This window comes from Kocuria sp. cx-455 (genome assembly GCF_057707085.1).
Genome location: NZ_JBYIPM010000001.1, coordinates 472,076 through 490,878, shown reverse-complemented (window position 1 = coordinate 490,878; position 18,803 = coordinate 472,076). Strand labels below are relative to the sequence as shown.

Genomic DNA, 18,803 nt, shown 5'->3' with positions numbered 1-18,803 from the left:
CGTCCGGTCCGGGAGCACACCCCGGTTGCGGGGCTGGTCTAAACTGACGGGAGATCCCCATGTCAGTCCGCGTGGATTCACCATGCCAGCGTCAGGTGCCGGCCGTGACAGTGCGCGGGTGACCCAATCATGTGATGTGAAGGCGAGGCCCGTGAGCGCGCAGAACACCCCGGAGACGGGAACCGAGTACAACGTCCAGCGCATTGAGGCCGCCTGGCCCCAGTTCTGGGACGACCAGAAGGTGTACAAGCCCCTCGACGACGGTTCCAAACCCCGGCGCTACGTGCTGGACATGTTCCCCTACCCCTCCGGTGACCTGCACATGGGTCACGCGGAGGCGTTCGCCATGGGTGATGTGGTGGCCCGTTACTGGATGCACCGCGGCTTCGACGTGATGCACCCCATTGGCTGGGACTCCTTCGGCCTGCCGGCGGAGAACGCGGCGATCAAGCGCAACACCCACCCGGCGGAGTGGACCTACCGCAACATCGACACGCAGAAGAAGTCCTTCCAGCGCTACGCCATCAGCGCGGACTGGACGCGGGAGATCCACACCTCGGATCCCGAGTACTACCGCTGGACCCAGTGGCTGTTCCTGCAGTTCTACAAGCACAACCTGGCCTACCGGAAGGATTCACCGGTCAACTGGTGCCCCACGGACCAGACCGTGCTGGCCAACGAGCAAGTGGTCAACGGGCTGTGTGAGCGTTGCCACACCCCGGTGACCAAGAAGTCCCTGAACCAGTGGTACTTCAAGATCACCGACTACGCGGACCGGCTCCTGGACGACATGACGGAGTTGGAGGGTCACTGGCCCGAGCGAGTGCTGGCCATGCAGCGCAACTGGATCGGCCGTTCCGAGGGCGCGCACGTGAACTTCGTGATCGAGGGTGTCCCCGCCGAGGGCGCGGATGCCTCGGACACCTCCGGTCGCAGCGTCACAGTGTTCACCACCCGCCCCGACACCCTCTACGGCGCCACGTTCTGCGTGGTCGCCGCGGACGCCCCCATTGCCGCCGAGATCGTCGACGACGAGCACCGCGCCGCCTTGGAGAAGTACCGGGAGAACATCAAGGCGCTCTCCGACATCGACCGGCAAGCCACCGACCGCACCAAGACCGGAGTGTTCCTGGGCCGGTACGCGATCAACCCGCTCAACGGCGAGAAGCTGCCCGTGTGGGCGGCGGACTACGTGCTGGCCGATTACGGCACCGGCGTGATCATGGCCGTGCCCGCCCACGATCAGCGAGACCTGGACTTCGCCCGCGCCTTCGACCTGCCCGTGCGCGCGGTCGTGGACACCGGCGAGGAGGACCCGGCGGTGTCCGGGGTGGCGACCACCGGTGACGGCCGGCTGGTGAACTCCGGTCCGCTGGACGGGCTGCCCAAGGCTGAGGCCATCACCCGAGCCATCGAGATTGTGCGCGAGGCGGGTACCGGCGAGCGCCACATCAATTACCGCCTGCGTGACTGGTTGCTGTCCCGCCAGCGGTTCTGGGGCGCCCCCATCCCCATCATTCACTGCCAGGCCTGCGGCGAGGTGCCGGTCCCCGAGGACCGACTGCCCGTGACGCTGCCCGAGAACCTGCGCGGGGAGGAGCTCTCGCCCAAGGGACAGTCCCCGCTCGCGGCGGCGTCGGACTGGGTGAACGTGACGTGCCCCGAGTGCGGTGGGCCCGCCACCCGCGACACCGACACCATGGACACGTTCGTGGATTCATCCTGGTACTACCTGCGGTTCGCTTCACCCACGGACGAGAACGCACCGTTCAATCGCGACGAGGTGGACCGCTGGCTGCCCGTGGACCAGTACGTGGGCGGTGTGGAGCACGCGATTCTGCACCTGCTCTACAGCCGGTTCTTCACCAAGGCGCTCTACGACTTCGGCCTGATCGGTTTCCAGGAACCGTTCAAGGCGCTGCTCAACCAGGGCCAGGTGCTCAACGGTGGCAAGGCGATGTCCAAGTCGCTGGGTAACGGTGTGGACCTGGGCGAGCAGTTGGACGCGTTCGGCGTGGACGCGGTGCGCCTGACCATGGTGTTCGCCTCCCCGCCCGAGGACGACGTGGACTGGGCGGACGTGTCCCCGCAGGGTTCGCAGAAGTTCCTGGCCCGCGCCTGGCGGTTGGCTCAGGACAGCACCGTCGGCCCGGATGCGGATGTCACCGCCGGTGACAAAGCGCTGCGCAGTGTAACCCACCGGGCCGTTGCGGATGCCACGCAGCTGCTGGATGCCGGGAAGTTCAACGTGGTGATCGCCCGCACCATGGAGCTGGTCAACGCCGTGCGTAAAGCCATCGACGGCGGTCCCGGTGCCGGTGATCCCGCCGTGCGCGAGGCCGTGGAGGCCGTGGCCATCCTGCTGTCCCTGGTGGCGCCCTACACCGCCGAGGACATGTGGCACGCCCTGGGCCACGAGGATTCCGTGGTGCTCGCCCCGTGGCCCGAGGTGGACCAGGCCCTGCTCGTGGACGACACGGTCACCGCCGTGGTCCAGATCAAGGGCAAGGTCCGCGATCGCCTGGAGGTCGCCGCGGACATCACCGAAGCGGACCTCGAGACCGCCGCGCTCGCCTCCGAGACCGTTCAGCGCCACATCGGCGACGCCACGGTCCGGAAGGTCATCGTGCGCGCGCCCAAGCTCGTGAATATCGTGGTGTGATGACCCGAGATTCCCACCAGCGCCCGTCACCCGGTGCCACGCCGGGGGACGGGCGCTGTCCCGTTCCCGGCGCGAAAGTCGCGGTCGTCACCGACAACGCCGCCGCCCTACCCAGCGTGTGGCAGGCCGAGTTCGAGGCCTCCGGAGCGTTCGCGAGCGTGGAATTACCCGTGTTGATCGGCGGGCAGCTCTACACCGAGGACGAGTCGGACATGCTCTCGTCCCTGGTCATTGCGCTCGCTGAAGGGCGGCCCGTGACCACCTCGCGGCCCGCGCCGGGGCAGCTGCGCAAGCGTTACGAAGCCTTCCAGGCCGCCGGTTTCGAGGCCATCGTCTCCGTTCACCTGTCCGCGGAGTTGTCCGGCACGCTGGGTGCGGCGCGGATAGCACGCCAGGACATCGACATTCCCGTCCGTCTCGTGGACACCCGCAGCGCCGGCCTGGGGCAGGGCCTGGGGGTCCGCGCGGCGGTCCGGGCCGCGTTGGCAGGGCGGGGGATCGACGACGTCGCCGCGGCCGCCACCGCCGCCTCGGCCGAGGCGCACGTGCTGATCCAGGTGAACTCCCTGGAGACCCTGCGCCGGGGCGGGCGGATCAATCCGACCTCGGCGATGCTGGGGACCATGCTGCAGATCAAACCGCTGCTGTCCCTGCACGAGGGCAAGATCGTGACCGTGGAACGGCCCGTGTCGGCGGGGAAGGCCCGCGGTCGCTTCATGACGCTCGCGGGGGAGGCGCTGTCGCATGCCGAGGTGCAGACTCCGGTGCTGTGCATCCACCACGTCTCCGATCCGCACGGGGCCCGTGAGATCGGGGAGACGCTACTGGACCGGTACCGCCCGGATGCGCAGCTGGTCCTGAGCGAGTTGCCGGCCGTGTTGAGTGCTCACGTGGGGCTGGGAACCAAGGCGGCGATCGTCGAGGGTCCTACGAGCCGACCGATTGTGCACGGCATCCGGGCTGCACCGGTGGAGACATGAGGCTCCGCGTGCTTTCGTGATCCCCAGGCCGTGACCTGAGGCTTCTCCGGGTCCGGTCGGCCGGGTTGGCTGGGGCGCATGAGCGGGGTCAATTATCGGGGACGGGCCCGACTACGGGATCAGCAAGCCACGGAGCGATTGTCGGCGTTGTTGGAGGGCGTGGCCGAGCGCGCCGAGGAACCGGCGGTTCCGGGCGGTCATGTCACCGCGGTGGACGGCCCCGGCGAGCAGGACGGCCCCCACCATCGTCATCCCGTGGCGGTCCGCGCGTTCTTCACCCGCCCGGCGGTCATCGTGGTGATCGTGGTGCTCCTGGCGGTGTGCGGGATCTCTGCCCTGTCCCTGCTGCCGGGAGATGCGGATCCTGAGTCGAGTGTCGTGGCGGAGGCGGATCCGTCGGGGGCGGCCACGGTTGCGGGGGAGGCGTCCGGCGCTGCGTCAGCGCCGGTGGACGCGCCCGGTTCGGGTCCGGGCTCTCACGCCGCCCCGGCCACGACCGACACCGGGGGCCCGTCCGCGGCGCTGACCGTGCACGTGGTCGGGGAGGTGAAGCAACCGGGCGTGGTGCAACTGTCCCCGGGCGCGCGCGTCATTGACGCCGTGGACGCCGCGGGAGGACTCACGGGGGCGGCCGTCACCGAACGCATCAACCTGGCCCAGCCGCTCACCGACGGTCAACAGGTGCTGATCCCCAATGAGAAGACCGCGGCGCAGGCAGAAGCCGCGGGCGATTCGGCGGGCACGGCGCAGGGGGCGCCAGCGGTCCGGGGCGTCCCCCGGGAGACGGGCTCCCGAGCGGGCGGAAGCGAAACGAGAGGCGAGCCCGGCACGGGCGCGGCGGCGTCGGGCGGGCCGATCAACCTCAACACCGCCGCCGTGGCCGACCTCGAGGAACTCCCGCGCGTGGGGCCGGTGCTGGCCCAACGGATCGTCGATTTCCGCGCCGAGCACGGGCCGTTCACCGCGCCCGAACAACTCGATGACGTCAGCGGGATCGGCCCGGCCATGCTCGAGGCGTTATTGCCCCTGGTCACAGTATGAACCGTCGGTGGGACCTGCGCCTGGTCCCGTCGGCGCTCACGGTGTGGCTGTGTGCCGTCATTGTCTTGACCGCCGGGGTGCTGCCCGCCGTGTGGACCGGCCTGGCGTGCGTGGGTGCCACCGGAGCCCTCCTGCTCGTACTCCGCCGGCATCGACACCGCAGCAGCCGCGGCGCAGCCCGACGCGCGTCACCCGTGCGCCGCGCCGAGATCGCCGGCGCGCTCGCGGTCGTGTTCTTGTGCGCCGCCGCTGCGGTGTTGACCGCGTGGAACGCAACCCAACCCGCGCGGTCCACCCTGACCGCGCATCCGCCGGGTTCCACGGTCCGCGTGACTGCCACGGTGACGGGTGAGCCCACCGCGTACTCGAGCCGGTCCTTCGCGCATCGCGGTGAAACCGGTGAGGGCACCGTGGTGGCGCTGCAGACGCAGCGGGTCGGGCGGCACGCCGAGCACACCGAGATCACCGTGTTCGCCACGCACCCGCGCTGGGCAGAGCTGGCGGACGGTGAGGCCATCACCGCCACCGTGACCCTCACGGACACGGCGACCCCCGCGCGAGTGACCGCGCGAGCGGCGGCCGCACCCATGGTGGCCGAAACCGCCGGAGACACGGAACGGAAGCCGGGACTGTTGGAGGCAGCCCGCGCCGATCTCGCCCGGTTGAGTCTGTCCCACGGCGCGGCCGCGGCCGGCCTGGTACCGGGTATGACCGTGGGGGATACCTCGAACATCTCGGCGTCGCTGACCGAGGACCTGCGCACCACCGGGCTCACGCACCTCACGGCGGTCTCCGGTTCCAACTGCGCCCTGGTGATGACCCTGACCGGGTATGCGGCACTGTCCCTGGGGGCGGGGCGTCGGGTATGTCTCGTGGCGGGGCTGATCGCGCTGGGCTGCTTCGTACTGCTCGTGGGCCCGGACCCGTCCGTGCTGCGCGCCTCCGTGATGGGTGCGCTGGGCGCGCTGAGCATGCTCAGCGGCCGCACCGGGGTGAGTCTCAATGCGTTGAGCGCGGCGGTGATCGCGCTGGTGTTGGTCTCGCCGGGGTTGGCCATCGACTTCGGGTTCATCCTGTCGGTGCTGGCGACCGCGGGGATCGTGGTGAGCGGCCGCGCCGTCGCGCGCCTCGTGGCGCTGAAGCTGCCGGCGCCGGTTGCGCTGTGCATCGCCATCCCGTTCGTGGCTCAGCTGTGGTGCGGACCCGTGCTCCTGCTGCTCAACCCGGCGCTGCCCACGTACTCGCTTCCGGCCAACCTGGCGGCCACGCTGCTGGTGCCCGTGGTCACCGTGGCCGGGCTCATCGCCGTCTGCGTCCTGGTCCTGCCCAGGGTGCTTATGCCCGCACTTCTCCTGATCCCCGCCCTGGACGCCGAACCGGTCACCGGCGCGTGGGAACGCGCCGCCCAACTGCCCCTCACGGTGGCCGCCGTACCGGCGCGCGGCGTGGCCTGGATCGCCACCTCCTTCGCGGGCCTGCCGGGCGCACTCACACCGTGGCCGCCGGGCATCCGGGGCATTGTCCTGCTCGCGGCCATCAGTGTCACCGCCGGCGCAGGATTGCATTGGCTGGACGCCCGGTGTCAGCGACCCACCGATACGTACGGGTCCGTGCTCGTCACGCCCGCCCCGGCCCCCGTGCCCGATCCCGTGTGGCGACGGCGCGCAGCACAACGCCGCCGACGCCGCCGCGCGCTCGCGATCCTCGCCTCCGTCACCACCCTGGTGCTGCTCGGCCAGGGGTTGATCTGGTGGCTGCGCCCGGCACCGGACTGGGACTCGGTGGTCTGCGACGTGGGCCAGGGAGACGCCGTTCTGCACCGGACCGGCGAGCACAGCGCCGTATTGGTGGATGCCGGGCCGGAGCCGCGAGCCCTCGGCGCGTGCCTGCGTCAGGCCGAAGTCGAGCACCTGGACGCCGTGATCCTCAGTCACGACCACGCGGACCACACGGCCGGTCTCGAAGCCCTGACCGGGGACATCCCCGTGGATCGCGTGTGGTACTCGTCGGCATCCGGTGATCTTCCGGAGTCGGCTCAGGACTTCGCCGACCGCGCCCACCTACCCCGACCCGGGGACACCCTGGAGCTGGGATCCACCACGGTGACGGTCCTGGGACCCGCACCACCATCCCCGGCACGTGCGCCACGACGAACCGTCCCGAGCTCCGAGGACGAGAACAACGCATCTCTGGTACTGCGCATCACCGTGCGGGGAGAACACGGAACCACCACGTGGCTCTCGGCCGGTGACCTCGAGGAGGACGGCGCCAACCGGCTCATCCGCGGCCAACCGGACGCCAGCGCCCTCAAGACCGACATCCTCAAGGTCTCCCACCACGGCGCCCGCAACGGCGGAACCAGACTCATCGACGCGGTGGACCCCGCGCTCGCGGTCATCTCGGTGGGAGAGGACAACACGTACGGGCATCCGCACCCGGCCATCACGCAGGCGCTCCACGACCGTGGAGCCGCCGTGGCCCGGACCGATCAGCACGGCTCGCTCTGGATCCGTAGGGACGGCTCGCGCATCTCCGTCTCCACGCGGTGACGGAGCACCCTGAACGAGTGGCAGCCGTGGCGGCACCCCGGCCAGCTCGCACTTCACGGTGCGCGTGCGCTTCCGAGGGCCAGCGTCGCCGATAAACTGTCGGTGTCGCACGGAGTGGCCGTTGCGGGGGCCGCCCGGTCGTCCGGCCGTGGCACCCTCGAGTGCATTCCCGAAAGGACAGCGTGGGTCAGACCGAAGAGTTCATTGCCGAGCGCTCACGTCTCGTCAACCTCGCGGCCAGGATGCTCGGGGACCCGAGCGAAGCCGAGGACATCGCCCAACGTGCGTGGTTGCGGCTGCACACGAACAGCGCTCAGATCGACAATCTTCCGGCCTGGTTGACCACCGTCACGGTGCGGCTCTGTCTGGATCGTTTGAAGGCCAGAACTCCCGTGCCCAGCGGGCAGTCCGAGGGCCCTGATACGTCGTCCGATCCCGCGGAACAAGCGGTGCTGGCGGACAGTGTGGCGAACGCTCTACACCACGTTATGGATCGACTCTCTCCGAAAGAACGAATCGCATTCGTCCTCCACGAGAGTTTCGGGTTCGAATTCCACCGTATTGCCCACATTCTGGAAACCACTCCCGCCGCGGCCCGCCAGCTGGCGGCAAGAGCGCGTTCGAAAGTGGGCCCGGCCGATGCGGAAGAACAACTCGCCGACTGGGAAATCGTGGACGCGTTCCTCTTGGCAGCGCGCACGGGTCTCCTCGATCGTCTCATCGACCTGTTGGCGTCCGACGTCGTGGTCGTTGGGGACGCCGCCGCGGTCGAGATCGGAACGCCGTCCAGAATCGAGGGGCGCACCTCGGTTGCGAATTTCTTCAACGGCGGGGCGGCTTCCGCGCTTCCGGTATTCGTGGCTGGGCGCCCCGGCGCCGCGTGGTTCGACAGGGGCGCAGCGCGTGTGGCCTTCGATTTCACGATCGAGCATGGCCGTATCACTCGGATCGAGTTCCGGGCCGAGGCCCAGTTGCTGTCCGTGGAACTGCGGCGTCGTCGCAACAATGAGGTCCGCTGAAAAGAACCCGTCACACTTTGGCGTCCTCGGTCGTCAAACGAGTGAGGGCAACACGGCCCCGCGATCAAGGAGGAAACACCATGAAAACCATGACCTGCAGCCAGTTGGGCGGTCCGTGCACGCAGGAGTTCCACGGCGAGACAGCGGATGACATCATTCACCAACAGGATCAGCACTTGAAAGACGCTGTTGCCGCCGGTGACACCGCGCACGAACCTGCCCGCAAGGACATTAAGGGCCGATGGCTTCACCCGAAGAAGTCCATGGACTGGTACAACAACACCAAGCAGGCCTTCGCAAACCTCCCGGTCGATTAGGGTCTTCCGTGTCTACATCCGGGCCGGCACCGCATGCGTGTCGGCCCGGAGCACTAGCATGGGTCACCGGAACCATTCACGACCATCACCATTGCCGTCGCACGCGTGATCGTGCACCGAGGAGGAGCCATGGCAGCCGCGCGCCGATCCGCGCCGTCGAACGCGGGCACCTCCTGGCGGGATGCCGCGCCCCAACCGCTCGTCCTGGCCACGGGCTCGGACGAATACCTGATTCAGCGGGTCCGAGAGTCACTACGCGACCAGATTCGTGAGACACGCGGTACGTGCGAGGTCACGCTCATGTCCGCGGCGGACTACGCCCCGGGACAGCTGGCCGTGGTCACCAGCCCGTCATTGTTCGACGAACCCAAGCTCGTGTGCGTCACCGACCTGGCGAGCATGAACGAAAACCTTCTGACGGACGCGCTCGCGTACGTGACGTCACCGGACCCGGAGGTCACGGTGCTGTGGGAACACGGCGGCGGCAACCGCGGCAAGAAACTGCTCGATGCCCTCAAGGAGACGGCGGTCGTGGTGGACTGTGCGCCCCTGAAGTCGGACCGGGACAAGTCCGCGTTCATCCTGGCCGAGTTCAAGCAGCACGGAAAACGCATCGAGCCGGACGCCGCCCGCGCGCTTGCCGCGGCGGTGGGCACCAGCACCGCGGAACTGGCCGCGGCATGCGCCCAGCTGATCTCCGACGGGCCCACCACCGTGGATCACGACCTGGTGGAGAAGTACTACGGCGGACGGGTTGAGGTCACGGCGTTCCGTGTGGCGGACGCCGCCGTGGCCGGTAACGCGGATCAGGCCCTCAAACTCTGGCGCCAGGCCGTGGACGTGGGTGTGGACCCGGTTCCCATGGTGGCGGCGCTGGGTGCCAAGCTGCGGCTGATCGCGCTCGTAGCCGGGTCCCGGGGGAGCACGGGAAGTGTGGCGAGAGATGTCGGCGCCGCGCCGTGGCAGGTGGAGCGAGCCCAGAACGAGGCTCGCCGATTCACGCCGGGGCACGTGAGCGAGGCGCTCAAGGCCATTGCCCACGCCGATGCTCAGGTCAAGGGGGAGTCCCGCACCCCGTACTACGCGGTGGAGCGCGCCATTACCGTCATCGCTACGCACGGCAGGCACTGAGCCCGGGGCGGCGCCCGGGCCGTTGTGCTCTTGTTCGGCGCGCGTGAACTCCGTCGACCTCTGGAGTCGTCACCGGCGGCGAATACAGCAAGAGCCCGGTACCTCGCGGTACCGGGCTCTCAAGCTATCAGCTGAGACCGATTCAGATCTTGGAGACCTTCTTGGCCAGGCCGGACTTCTTATTGGCCGCGGTGTTCTTGTGCAGAACACCCTTGGAGACGGCCTTGTCCAGCTTGCGGGACACGATGCGCAGGTTCGACTCGGCGGCGTCCTTGTCAGATGCGCCAATGGCGTCGGTGACCTTGCGGATCAGGGTCTTCAGCTCGGACTTGTAAGCGTTGTTGCGCAGGCGAGCCTTCTCATTGGTCAGGTTGCGCTTCTTCTGCGACTTGATGTTGGCCACGTATAACTCCTAAAACTGTTCATGGAATTTCGGTCAGTGAGGGCTCACGGATGATCATCGACTGAGTGTGAGAGTGGGGATGCTCGGTGGCAACCATCCGCTGTGCCCGACGACCAGCGCGGACACACAGCGATAAAGCTTATCAGATCAGCGTGGTCAGCGCCGGTTCCCGAGTTCTCGGGTCACGGCGTCGAAGTGGTGGCGGTCCAGGACGGCACCTTCGCGGCGGATATCGGCGGCCAGCACGGGGATCACGCGGTTGAGGCGTGCTTCCGAGGGTCGGCCCTGACGATCCCACGGTCCGGTTCCGACGTCCACGAAGTCCGGATCGTTGTAGGACGCGTGGTCGTGGTCCTTGGACGTGAGCATGAGGCACAGCAGGTAGTCACCGGCGCGGTCCACGATCAACACCGGCCGGTCCTTGCCCTGGGTGTGATCCTCCTGGAACGGCACCCAGGTCCAGACCACCTCACCGGGATCCGGGCGACCGTCCGGACGGGGGTTGTACTGCGGATTCACGGGGCCGGTCCAGTCACCGAGGTAGGGCTTGGACAGCCTGCCGCCCGCCGGGGGTTGCGAGGTGGACACCGGGTACTGGCCCTGCTGCGGCGTCGGCCGCTGGTCCATGTCCGGGCGCGAGCCCTGGCCGCGGTTGCCCTGCATGGAACCGGACACTCGTTTGTACATGCGGTAGGCGCGAAGGCCCTGGCGCGCGAGGCGCATGAAATCTGCCATGCCCCCGAGTCTACTGGCGGCCCGCGGCCCACCCTGTGTGAGTTGCGCACCCCCGGTTCGCCCATCCGCACGGAACGTGGGAAACTGGGGAGTCATCCTGAGAACGAAAGGACCGCCTGTGTCACCGTTGGCCGTCAACCCACCGGCACCCGCCTCGACCGACCCCTCGGTGCTCAGAAATTTCTGCATCATCGCCCACATCGACCACGGCAAGTCCACGCTGGCGGACCGCATGTTGCAGGCCACCGGGGTTGTGACCCCGCGGCAAATGAAGGCCCAGTACCTGGACCGCATGGACATCGAGCGCGAACGCGGCATCACCATCAAGTCTCAGGCCGTGCGTATGCCGTGGAACGTGGACGGCACCGATTACGCCCTGAACATGATTGACACCCCGGGACACGTGGACTTCACGTACGAGGTCTCCCGTTCGTTGGCCGCTTGTGAGGCCACCCTCCTGCTGGTGGACGCCGCCCAGGGCATCGAAGCCCAGACGCTGGCCAACCTCTACCTGGCGCTCGAGAACGACCTCACCATCATTCCCGTGCTCAACAAGATCGACCTGCCCGCGGCCCAGCCGGACAAGTACGCTGACGAACTGGCGAACCTGATCGGCGTGGAACCGGATGAGGTGCTGCGCGTCTCCGGCAAGACCGGCGTGGGCGTGGAAGCACTCCTGGACAAAATCGTCCGGGACGTCCCCTCGCCCCAGGGCGTCAAGGACGCCCCCTCACGCGCCATGATTTTCGACTCCGTGTACGACACCTACCGCGGTGTGGTCACGTACGTGCGCGTGGTGGACGGCACCCTCAAACCGCGCGAACGCATCCGTATGATGTCCACGGGCGCGGCCCACGAGATGCTGGAGATCGGCGTGATTTCCCCCGAGCCCATTCCGTCCGAGGGGCTGAGCGTGGGCGAGGTCGGTTACCTGATCACCGGTGTGAAGGACGTCCGCCAATCCCGTGTGGGCGATACAGTCACCTCGCACACCAAGCCGGCCGAGGAGTCCCTGGGTGGTTACGAGGACCCCAAGCCCATGGTTTTCTCCGGCCTGTTCCCGGTCGAGGGTTCGGACTACCCCGTGCTGCGCGACGCGCTCGAGAAGCTCCAGCTCAACGACGCCGCTCTGGTCTATGAACCCGAAACCTCCACCGCGCTGGGCTTCGGTTTCCGCTGCGGTTTCCTAGGCCTGTTGCACTTGGAAATCACCCGCGACAGGTTGGAACGGGAGTTCAACCTGGACCTGATCTCCACCGCGCCCTCGGTGTCCTACAACGTGACGCTCGAGGACAACTCGGAGACCGAGGTGACCAACCCGTCCGAGTTCCCCGAGGGTCGCATCAACGAGATCCGTGAACCCATGGTCTCGGCCACCGTGCTCGTGCCCTCGGAGTTCATCGGCGCAGTCATGGAGCTGTGCCAGTCCAAGCGCGGTGAAATGAAGGGCATGGATTACCTCTCGGAGGACCGCGTGGAACTGCGCTACCGCCTGCCGCTGGCGGAAATCGTGTTCGACTTCTTCGATCTGCTCAAGTCCAAGACCCGCGGTTACGCGTCCCTGGACTGGAAGGCGGACGGCGAACAGGCCGCGGACCTGGTCAAGGTGGACATCCTGCTGCAGGGCGAACAGGTGGACGCATTCAGCGCCATCACCCACAAGGACAAGGCCTACTCGTACGGCGTGGTGATGACCGGCAAGCTCAAGAACTTGATCCCTCGTCAGCAGTACGAGGTGCCCATCCAGGCGGCCATCGGCTCGCGCATCATTGCCCGCGAGAACATTCGCGCGATCCGCAAGGACGTGCTGTCCAAGTGCTACGGCGGTGACATCTCCCGCAAGCGCAAGCTGCTCGAGAAGCAGAAGGAGGGTAAGAAGCGCATGAAGATGGTGGGCCGCGTGGAGGTCCCCCAGGAGGCCTTTGTGGCCGCGCTGTCCTCCGACGAAGAATCGGGCAAGGACAAGAAGAAGTAATGCCCGCTCAGCCCGAAGGGGACCCGGCTCCCGCTGACGGGTCCCTCCCCTCGAGTGCGGTGGCCCGGGCTAATCAGCGCACGCTGAGCCTGTACGTGCACGTCCCGTTCTGCGCCGTGCGCTGCGGCTACTGCGACTTCAACACGTACACGATGTCCCAGCTGGGCCCGGACGTGTCCCGTGACGATTACCATCACGACGCCGCCGCGGAGGTCCGCTTCGGCCGTTCCGTTCTCGACGCCGCCGGAGCGTCACCGCGCCCGCTGCACAGCGTGTTCTTCGGCGGCGGCACACCCACGCTGCTCCCGGCCGAGAACCTCGCGGATGTCTTGCAGCAAGCACGGGAGAGTTTCGGACTGGCTCCGGACGCGGAGATCACGGTGGAGGCCAACCCGGATTCAGTGACGGACCGCACGTTCGAGATTCTGGCGCAGGCGGGTGTGAACCGTGTGTCCTTCGGCATGCAATCCGCCGTACCCCACGTGCTCAAGGTGCTGGAGCGCACCCACACCCCCGCCAATGTGCCGCTCGCGGTGGCCGGTGCCCGGAAAGCGGGACTGTCGGTCAGCGTGGACCTGATTTACGGCACACCGGGGGAGTCCGTGCGCGATTGGAGGCGTTCCGTGGAAACCGCCCTGGACTTGGAGTCCGATCACATCTCCGCGTATTCGCTGATCATCGAGGACGGCACCAAACTCGCCGCCCAGATCAGACGCGGCGAGGTCCCCGAGGTGGATCCTGATGATCAGGCGGAGAAGTACATCCTGGCCGACGCTCTGCTGCGCGAGGCCGGGTTCGACTGGTACGAGGTCTCCAACTGGTCCCGCGCGGCCCAGGGTCGCAGTGCCGAACAGAACCGCAGCGCCCACAACATTGCCTATTGGCGCAATCAGGATTGGTGGGGGATCGGCCCGGGCGCCCACTCCCACATGGACGGTGTTCGCTGGTGGAACATCAAGCACCCGTTGCCCTACACGAACAAAATCCGTGAGGGTCTTTCACCGGCCGTGGGGCGGGAGAGCCTGAACCAGGACACGCAGTATCTTGAGCACGTGATGCTGGGCATCCGCATCCGGGAAGGACTCGAAACACGCAGCCTGCGCCCCGAGGGACGCACCGCCGTGGCCGGGCTCATTCTCGACGGCTGGGTGGACGGCCCCGCCGCTGTCGGCGGGCACGTGATCCTCACAGATCAGGGTCGTCTCATGGCCGACGCCGTGACACGTCGCCTTCTCGACTGGTGATCGTTGCCGCCTAGAACGGAAGACAGACGAAAGCCGCCGCGCCAGGATCCCCCCGGACGCGGCGGCGTCGTCGTAGCTGAGGAGCCGTTCAGGCCCTGGCCGCGCGATTGGCCTGCAGTTTGTCGAACAAGTGCGTGTTGCCGCGGTACTGGTAGGGCTCGCCCTGATTGACCTTGATGCCCGCGACCACTGATTGCGCGGCCAGCACCACCCAGGTGAGGGAGGCGATCAGTGCGAAGACCCAACCGATCACGGGAATCACGGACAGGCCGATGCCCACCAGGATGACCACGGTGGGCAACAAGGAGAAGTTGAGGGCCTCTCGGGACTCCTGGCGGGTGAACGGACCGCGATCGCCCAGAGCGCGGTTAATCAGATAACTGGGCAGTGCCCCGGCCACACCGCCCAGGTGCGCGAGGGTGGCGAACTGCTTGTCCTGGGAGATGTCCAAGGGCTCCGCCCGCGCGGAAATACGCTCGAACGGGGGAGTGTTTGCGGAGACCGGTCGCGAACCGGTTCGTGTGGGGGGGTGATCAACCACTACATATTCCTTTTCGGGGCCACGAGCCCGTGGTGCCAAGTTTCACTGCGCTGAAACTCTTCACGCCATTCTAGGGTCTCGATGCTGGCCCGGAGCTGAGACGCCGGTGTTAGTCGCGCCACTATGAGCGACGGACCGGTCGGCCCCGCAATTGCGGGGTGGTGCGGACGTTACTGGGGGGGCCGTCAGGAAGTCGATGAGTTCTTCGACCCGCCCCAGCAGCGACGGTTCCAAATCCGCATAGGAATCCACCCGGGCCAGGATCGACTGCCAGGCCTGACCGATGTCCGCGGGTGTCTTGTGGGGCAGCCCGAGTGCCTTGGCCATACCAGTTTTCCAGTCGATACCGCGTGGGATCACCGGCCACTCGTCCACACCCAGGACCGACGGCTTCACGGCCTGCCAGATATCCACGTACGGATGGCCCAGCACCAGGACATTGTCCCGCGCACCGGGTACGCGCAGCGCGTCCGCGGCGATCTTGGATTCCTTGGAGCCGGTGACCAGATGATCCACGAGAATGCCCAGCCGCCGTTGGGGACCGGGGTTGAACTCGCGGACCGCGGTCGGCAGGTCATCGATGCCGTGGAGCGGTTCCACCACGATGCCCTCCACCGCCAGGTCATGTCCCCAGACTTTGGCGACCAGTTCGGCGTCGTGATAGCCCTCCACCCAGACGCGGGACTCCTTGGCCACACTGGCGCGCAGGCCCTCCACAGCCACCGAGCCTGATCGGGTGCGGGCGGGCTTCCGGGGGCCGGTCTTCCGAGCGGGCGGGCCCAGTGTGATCGGTTCACCGTCCAGGAGAAAACCCGGGCCCAGCGGGAACGTCTTGATCCTGCCACGCCGATCCTCCAAACCCACCACGCGCATGCCACCAATGGTTTCCAGGCTGACCGCGGCACCCACCCAACCGGTCTGCGCATCCTCCAGGACCATGCCCGGTTCCAGGGCGGTGTTTCGTGCCACGGGGCCGGTGCGGGCAACGGAGGCGCTACTGAGATCCTGCGGGCCCCAGTTCCAACCGGATGCTGTCACGATGCGCTGTCCTCACGTGTGGGATGGATGATCAGCCGCGAGCGTACCAAATGGCGCGGGAGCTGCTCGGAGGTACACTGGGAGGAATTAGCACTGTCTACCATTGAGTGCCAGGAACAGTCACTGTTCCGATTCATGTCTGAAGCCAGTCCATGCCGGGGAGGTGAAGCGAGTGAGCCAACCGCGCAGAGCCGAAATTCTGCGGGCAATCGTTGAGGACTACGTCCATTCGCGGGAGCCCGTGGGATCCAAAGCGCTCGTGGAACGGCATCGGTTGAGCGTTTCCTCCGCCACGGTCCGCAATGACATGGCCGCGTTGGAGGAAGAGGGGCTGATCGTGGCCCCGCACACCAGCTCGGGCCGCATCCCCACGGACAAGGGGTACCGCGCTTTCGTGGACCAGATTGCCTCCCTCCGGCCGTTGACATCGCCCCAACTACGAGCGATTCGATCCTTCTTGGACGGTGCGAACGATCTTGACGACGCCATGGAACGGACCGCGCGCATTCTTACGCAACTGACCCATCAGGTGGCGCTCATCCAGTACCCCGCGGCATCCGGTACCACCGTGCGCCACGTGGAACTCGTGGACGTGGGCGGCACCTCGTTGCTCGTGGTGTTCATCCCCACCTCCGGCAGGGTGCTGCAGCGGATCGTGGACTTGCATCGCCCGCTCCCCGAGCACGAGCTCATGGAGCTGCGGGCGCGGGTTCTTGCGGGCGTGGTCGGACGGCCACTGCGGGATGTCCCGACCGCGGCCTCCGGGACGGCCCAACGCCTGCCCGCGGAACTGCTCGAGGCGGGCACCGCGGTGGCGGAGGCACTCGGGGCCCTGGCGGCGACGTCGGAGGACCACAGACTGGTCATGGCCGGAACGGCCAACCTGGCCCGCTTCAGCGGTGACTTTGCTCTCAGTATCGGCCCAGTCCTCGAAGCACTTGAGGAACAAGTGGTCATGCTGCGATTGTTGTCAGAGATGCAACAGGACGCCCGCGGTGTGGCCGTGCGGATCGGCTCGGACAGCACGGATGACCCGCTGGCGGAAACGTCCGTGGTGGCTACCGGCTACGGCCCGCAGTCCGTGTCCAAACTGGGAGTGGTCGGCCCCACCCGCATGGACTACCCCTCCACCATGGCCGCGGTGCGAGCCGTGGCCCGCTATTTGTCCCACACGCTGGGGGAGTAGTAGCCGCGTCCGCCGTGGCAGCGTTCCCCATCCGCGTTGAGTACTACACACTGACGAAAGAAGAATCGATTCCATCGTGAGCGATCACTACGAAACCCTGGGCGTGACCCGGGATGCCAGCCCGGAAGAGATCAAGCGCGCCTACCGCAAGAAGGCACGCAAACTGCACCCGGACGTGAATCCCTCCCCGGAGGCCGCCGAAGAGTTCAAGCGCGTCTCCCACGCGAACGACGTCCTGGCGGACCCCGAGAAACGACGCGTGTACGACGCCACCGGGAACGAGAACGGAACCGACACCGGCTTCGGCGGGGGCTTCCCCGGCTCCGGCTTCGGGTTCGCGGACATCTTCGAGACGTTCTTCCAGGGCGCGGGCGCCGCGGGCCAGCGCGGCCCCCAATCCCGCACCCGGCAGGGACAGGACGCGCTCATCAATGTGCGCGTGTCCCTCAAGGACGCCGTGTTCGGTGTCGAAAAAGACATCACCGTGGACACCGCGGTCGTCTGCCCCACCTGTCAGGGCTCGTGCTGCCAACCCGGCACCAGCCCCACCACCTGCTCCATGTGCCGCGGGTCCGGGCACATGCAATACCAGAAGCAGTCCATCCTGGGCGTGGTCACCACCCAGGCACCGTGTGCCACGTGTAATGGATTCGGCACCGTGATCGAGAACCCCTGCCACGAGTGTTACGGCGAGGGGCGCGTGCGCGACCGCCGCCCGCTCACCATCAAGATTCCCGCCGGAGTCCAGTCCGGCAACCGGATCCGACTGTCGGGTCAGGGCGAGGCCGGCACCGCCGGCGGACCCAACGGCGACCTCTACGTGGAACTCAAGGTCGATCCGGACCCCACCTTCCACCGCGAAGGTGACGACCTGCACGCGCGGATGCGCATTCCCATGACCTCGGCCGCGTTGGGCACCACGGTCCAGTTGGACACGTTCGACGGCGAGCGCGACGTCGACGTCGCCGCGGGCACCCAATCCGGTGCCACCGTGACCATTGAGAATCTGGGCGTCACCCACTTGCGCGGTAAGGGCCGCGGCGATCTGCAGGTTCATATCGAGGTGGAAACCCCTCAGGACCTCACTTCCGAACAGCGTGAGCTGCTCGAACAGCTGGCGCAATTGCGCAGCGAACGCCGTTCGGACGCCACCACCGTGAACGCGCCCTCCTCCGGCGGGTTCTTCTCCCGGCTCAAGGACCGGTTCAACGATCTGTGACGGACCCGGTCTTTTATGCCGATCGCGATGAACTGAGCGCGGCAACCGCCGGTGAGCAATTCCACCTCACCGGCCCGGAGGCCCGCCACGCCGTGACCGTGCGCAGGTTGCGAGCCGGGGAGTCCCTCGAGCTGGTGGACGGTGTCGGCACCCGTGTGGCCTGCGAATTCCTGCGCGGTGAGAAGGACGCGATGACGGTGCGGGTGGCCGCCGTGGCCCACGAACCCGCCCCGGCCACCCAATTCATCCTGGTTCAGGCCCTGGCCAAGGGGGATCGGGATCTGCAAGCGGCCGAAAGCGCCACGGAGCTCGGCGTGGACAGGGTGATTCCGTGGCAGGCGGATCGCAGCATTGTGCGACTCAAGGCGGAGCGGGCCGCCAAAACGCTGGGTAAGTGGCAATCCACGCTGACCGCTGCGGCCAAGCAGTCCCGGCGTGCCCACTGGCCCGAGCTCGGAGACCACGTGAACTCCACCGGTCTCGCCACACTGATTCAAAGCACCCCCGAGACGCGCTGGTTCGTGTTGCACGAGACGGCGGAGGTCTCCTGGGGGGCCCTGCGGACCGAGGAACTCACCGCCGCGAGATCCATCGGGTTGATCGTGGGGCCCGAGGGCGGCATCAGCGACTCCGAGTGTGAACGATTCACCGAGGCGGGCGCGCACGCGCTGAAGCTGGGCCATGAGGTGGTGCGTGCGTCGACCGCCGGACCCGCGGCCCTTGCGGCGTTGTGCGCAATGACCGGCCGGTGGAGTTAATCGAC

The 18,803-nt window shown here is 67.3% G+C and carries 16 protein-coding genes; 12 read left to right on the top strand and 4 right to left on the bottom strand.

All coding sequences use genetic code 11. The features are described 5' to 3' along the window. Positions 1 to 151: 151 nt before the first annotated feature. From leuS to holA, 7 genes are all read left to right on the top strand, one after another. Positions 152 to 2,662, top strand: coding sequence for a leucine--tRNA ligase (gene leuS / locus AC3ENJ_RS02235; protein WP_431812921.1), 2,511 nt, complete (start codon positions 152 to 154; stop codon positions 2,660 to 2,662). Beyond that, positions 2,662 to 3,642 (top strand): DegV family protein, encoded by a 981-nt coding sequence (locus tag AC3ENJ_RS02230; RefSeq protein WP_431812920.1) that lies wholly within the window; start codon positions 2,662 to 2,664, stop codon positions 3,640 to 3,642. Before leuS ends, AC3ENJ_RS02230 begins: the two co-directional genes overlap by 1 nt. A 78-nt stretch (positions 3,643 to 3,720) precedes the next feature. Then, the gene (locus tag AC3ENJ_RS02225) at positions 3,721 to 4,683 is read left to right on the top strand and encodes a ComEA family DNA-binding protein (RefSeq protein ID WP_431812919.1); all 963 of its coding nucleotides are present in this window, start codon (positions 3,721 to 3,723) and stop codon (positions 4,681 to 4,683) included. Then, the gene (locus tag AC3ENJ_RS02220; RefSeq protein ID WP_431812918.1) at positions 4,680 to 7,232 is read left to right on the top strand and encodes a ComEC/Rec2 family competence protein; all 2,553 of its coding nucleotides are present in this window, start codon (positions 4,680 to 4,682) and stop codon (positions 7,230 to 7,232) included. Before AC3ENJ_RS02225 ends, AC3ENJ_RS02220 begins: the two co-directional genes overlap by 4 nt. Positions 7,233 to 7,414: 182 nt before the next feature. After that, entirely contained in the window at positions 7,415 to 8,251 is an 837-nt protein-coding gene (locus tag AC3ENJ_RS02215; protein ID WP_431812917.1) for a sigma-70 family RNA polymerase sigma factor, read from the top strand. 80 nt (positions 8,252 to 8,331) lie between these two features. Beyond that, the gene (locus tag AC3ENJ_RS02210; RefSeq protein WP_431812916.1) at positions 8,332 to 8,568 is read left to right on the top strand and encodes a DUF1059 domain-containing protein; all 237 of its coding nucleotides are present in this window, start codon (positions 8,332 to 8,334) and stop codon (positions 8,566 to 8,568) included. 129 nt (positions 8,569 to 8,697) lie between these two features. Beyond that, a complete protein-coding gene (gene holA / locus AC3ENJ_RS02205) occupies positions 8,698 to 9,699 on the top strand; it encodes a DNA polymerase III subunit delta (protein ID WP_190780421.1) in 1,002 nt (333 codons plus the stop codon). Between the two features lie 142 nt (positions 9,700 to 9,841). On the opposite strand, the gene rpsT is transcribed toward holA, so the two are convergent. Beyond that, positions 9,842 to 10,102, bottom strand: coding sequence for a 30S ribosomal protein S20 (gene rpsT / locus AC3ENJ_RS02200; protein ID WP_190780420.1), 261 nt, complete (start codon positions 10,100 to 10,102; stop codon positions 9,842 to 9,844). Positions 10,103 to 10,258: 156 nt separating this feature from the next. Then, entirely contained in the window at positions 10,259 to 10,837 is a 579-nt protein-coding gene (locus tag AC3ENJ_RS02195; protein ID WP_431812915.1) for a type II toxin-antitoxin system PemK/MazF family toxin, read from the bottom strand. Positions 10,838 to 10,955: 118 nt separating this feature from the next. On the opposite strand from AC3ENJ_RS02195, the gene lepA reads away from it, so the two are divergent. Both lepA and hemW read left to right on the top strand, forming a co-directional pair. Then, positions 10,956 to 12,812 (top strand): translation elongation factor 4, encoded by a 1,857-nt coding sequence (lepA, locus tag AC3ENJ_RS02190; RefSeq protein ID WP_190807556.1) that lies wholly within the window; start codon positions 10,956 to 10,958, stop codon positions 12,810 to 12,812. Continuing rightward, positions 12,812 to 14,056, top strand: a complete 1,245-nt coding sequence (gene hemW, locus AC3ENJ_RS02185) for a radical SAM family heme chaperone HemW (protein ID WP_431812914.1) — start codon at positions 12,812 to 12,814, stop codon at positions 14,054 to 14,056. Before lepA ends, hemW begins: the two co-directional genes overlap by 1 nt. A gap of 88 nt (positions 14,057 to 14,144) precedes the next feature. Here hemW and AC3ENJ_RS02180 read toward each other — a convergent pair whose 3' ends face one another. Together AC3ENJ_RS02180 and AC3ENJ_RS02175 are read right to left on the bottom strand one after the other, a co-directional pair. Next, a complete protein-coding gene (locus AC3ENJ_RS02180; protein ID WP_308495909.1) occupies positions 14,145 to 14,597 on the bottom strand; it encodes a DUF4870 domain-containing protein in 453 nt (150 codons plus the stop codon). A gap of 60 nt (positions 14,598 to 14,657) precedes the next feature. Continuing rightward, a complete protein-coding gene (locus AC3ENJ_RS02175; RefSeq protein ID WP_431812913.1) occupies positions 14,658 to 15,635 on the bottom strand; it encodes a DUF3097 domain-containing protein in 978 nt (325 codons plus the stop codon). Positions 15,636 to 15,807: 172 nt separating this feature from the next. Between AC3ENJ_RS02175 and hrcA the strand changes: the two genes are divergently transcribed. The 3 genes from hrcA (at position 15,808) to AC3ENJ_RS02160 (ending at position 18,798) form a co-directional block, all read left to right on the top strand. Continuing rightward, positions 15,808 to 16,821: a heat-inducible transcriptional repressor HrcA gene (gene hrcA / locus AC3ENJ_RS02170; RefSeq protein ID WP_190780415.1), complete on the top strand. Its 1,014-nt coding sequence runs from the start codon at positions 15,808 to 15,810 to the stop codon at positions 16,819 to 16,821. Between the two features lie 76 nt (positions 16,822 to 16,897). Beyond that, the gene (gene dnaJ, locus AC3ENJ_RS02165; protein ID WP_190780414.1) at positions 16,898 to 18,040 is read left to right on the top strand and encodes a molecular chaperone DnaJ; all 1,143 of its coding nucleotides are present in this window, start codon (positions 16,898 to 16,900) and stop codon (positions 18,038 to 18,040) included. Next, on the top strand, positions 18,037 to 18,798 hold the full coding sequence (locus AC3ENJ_RS02160; RefSeq protein ID WP_431812912.1) for a 16S rRNA (uracil(1498)-N(3))-methyltransferase: 762 nt from the start codon (positions 18,037 to 18,039) through the stop codon (positions 18,796 to 18,798). Before dnaJ ends, AC3ENJ_RS02160 begins: the two co-directional genes overlap by 4 nt. Positions 18,799 to 18,803: the final 5 nt, after the last annotated feature.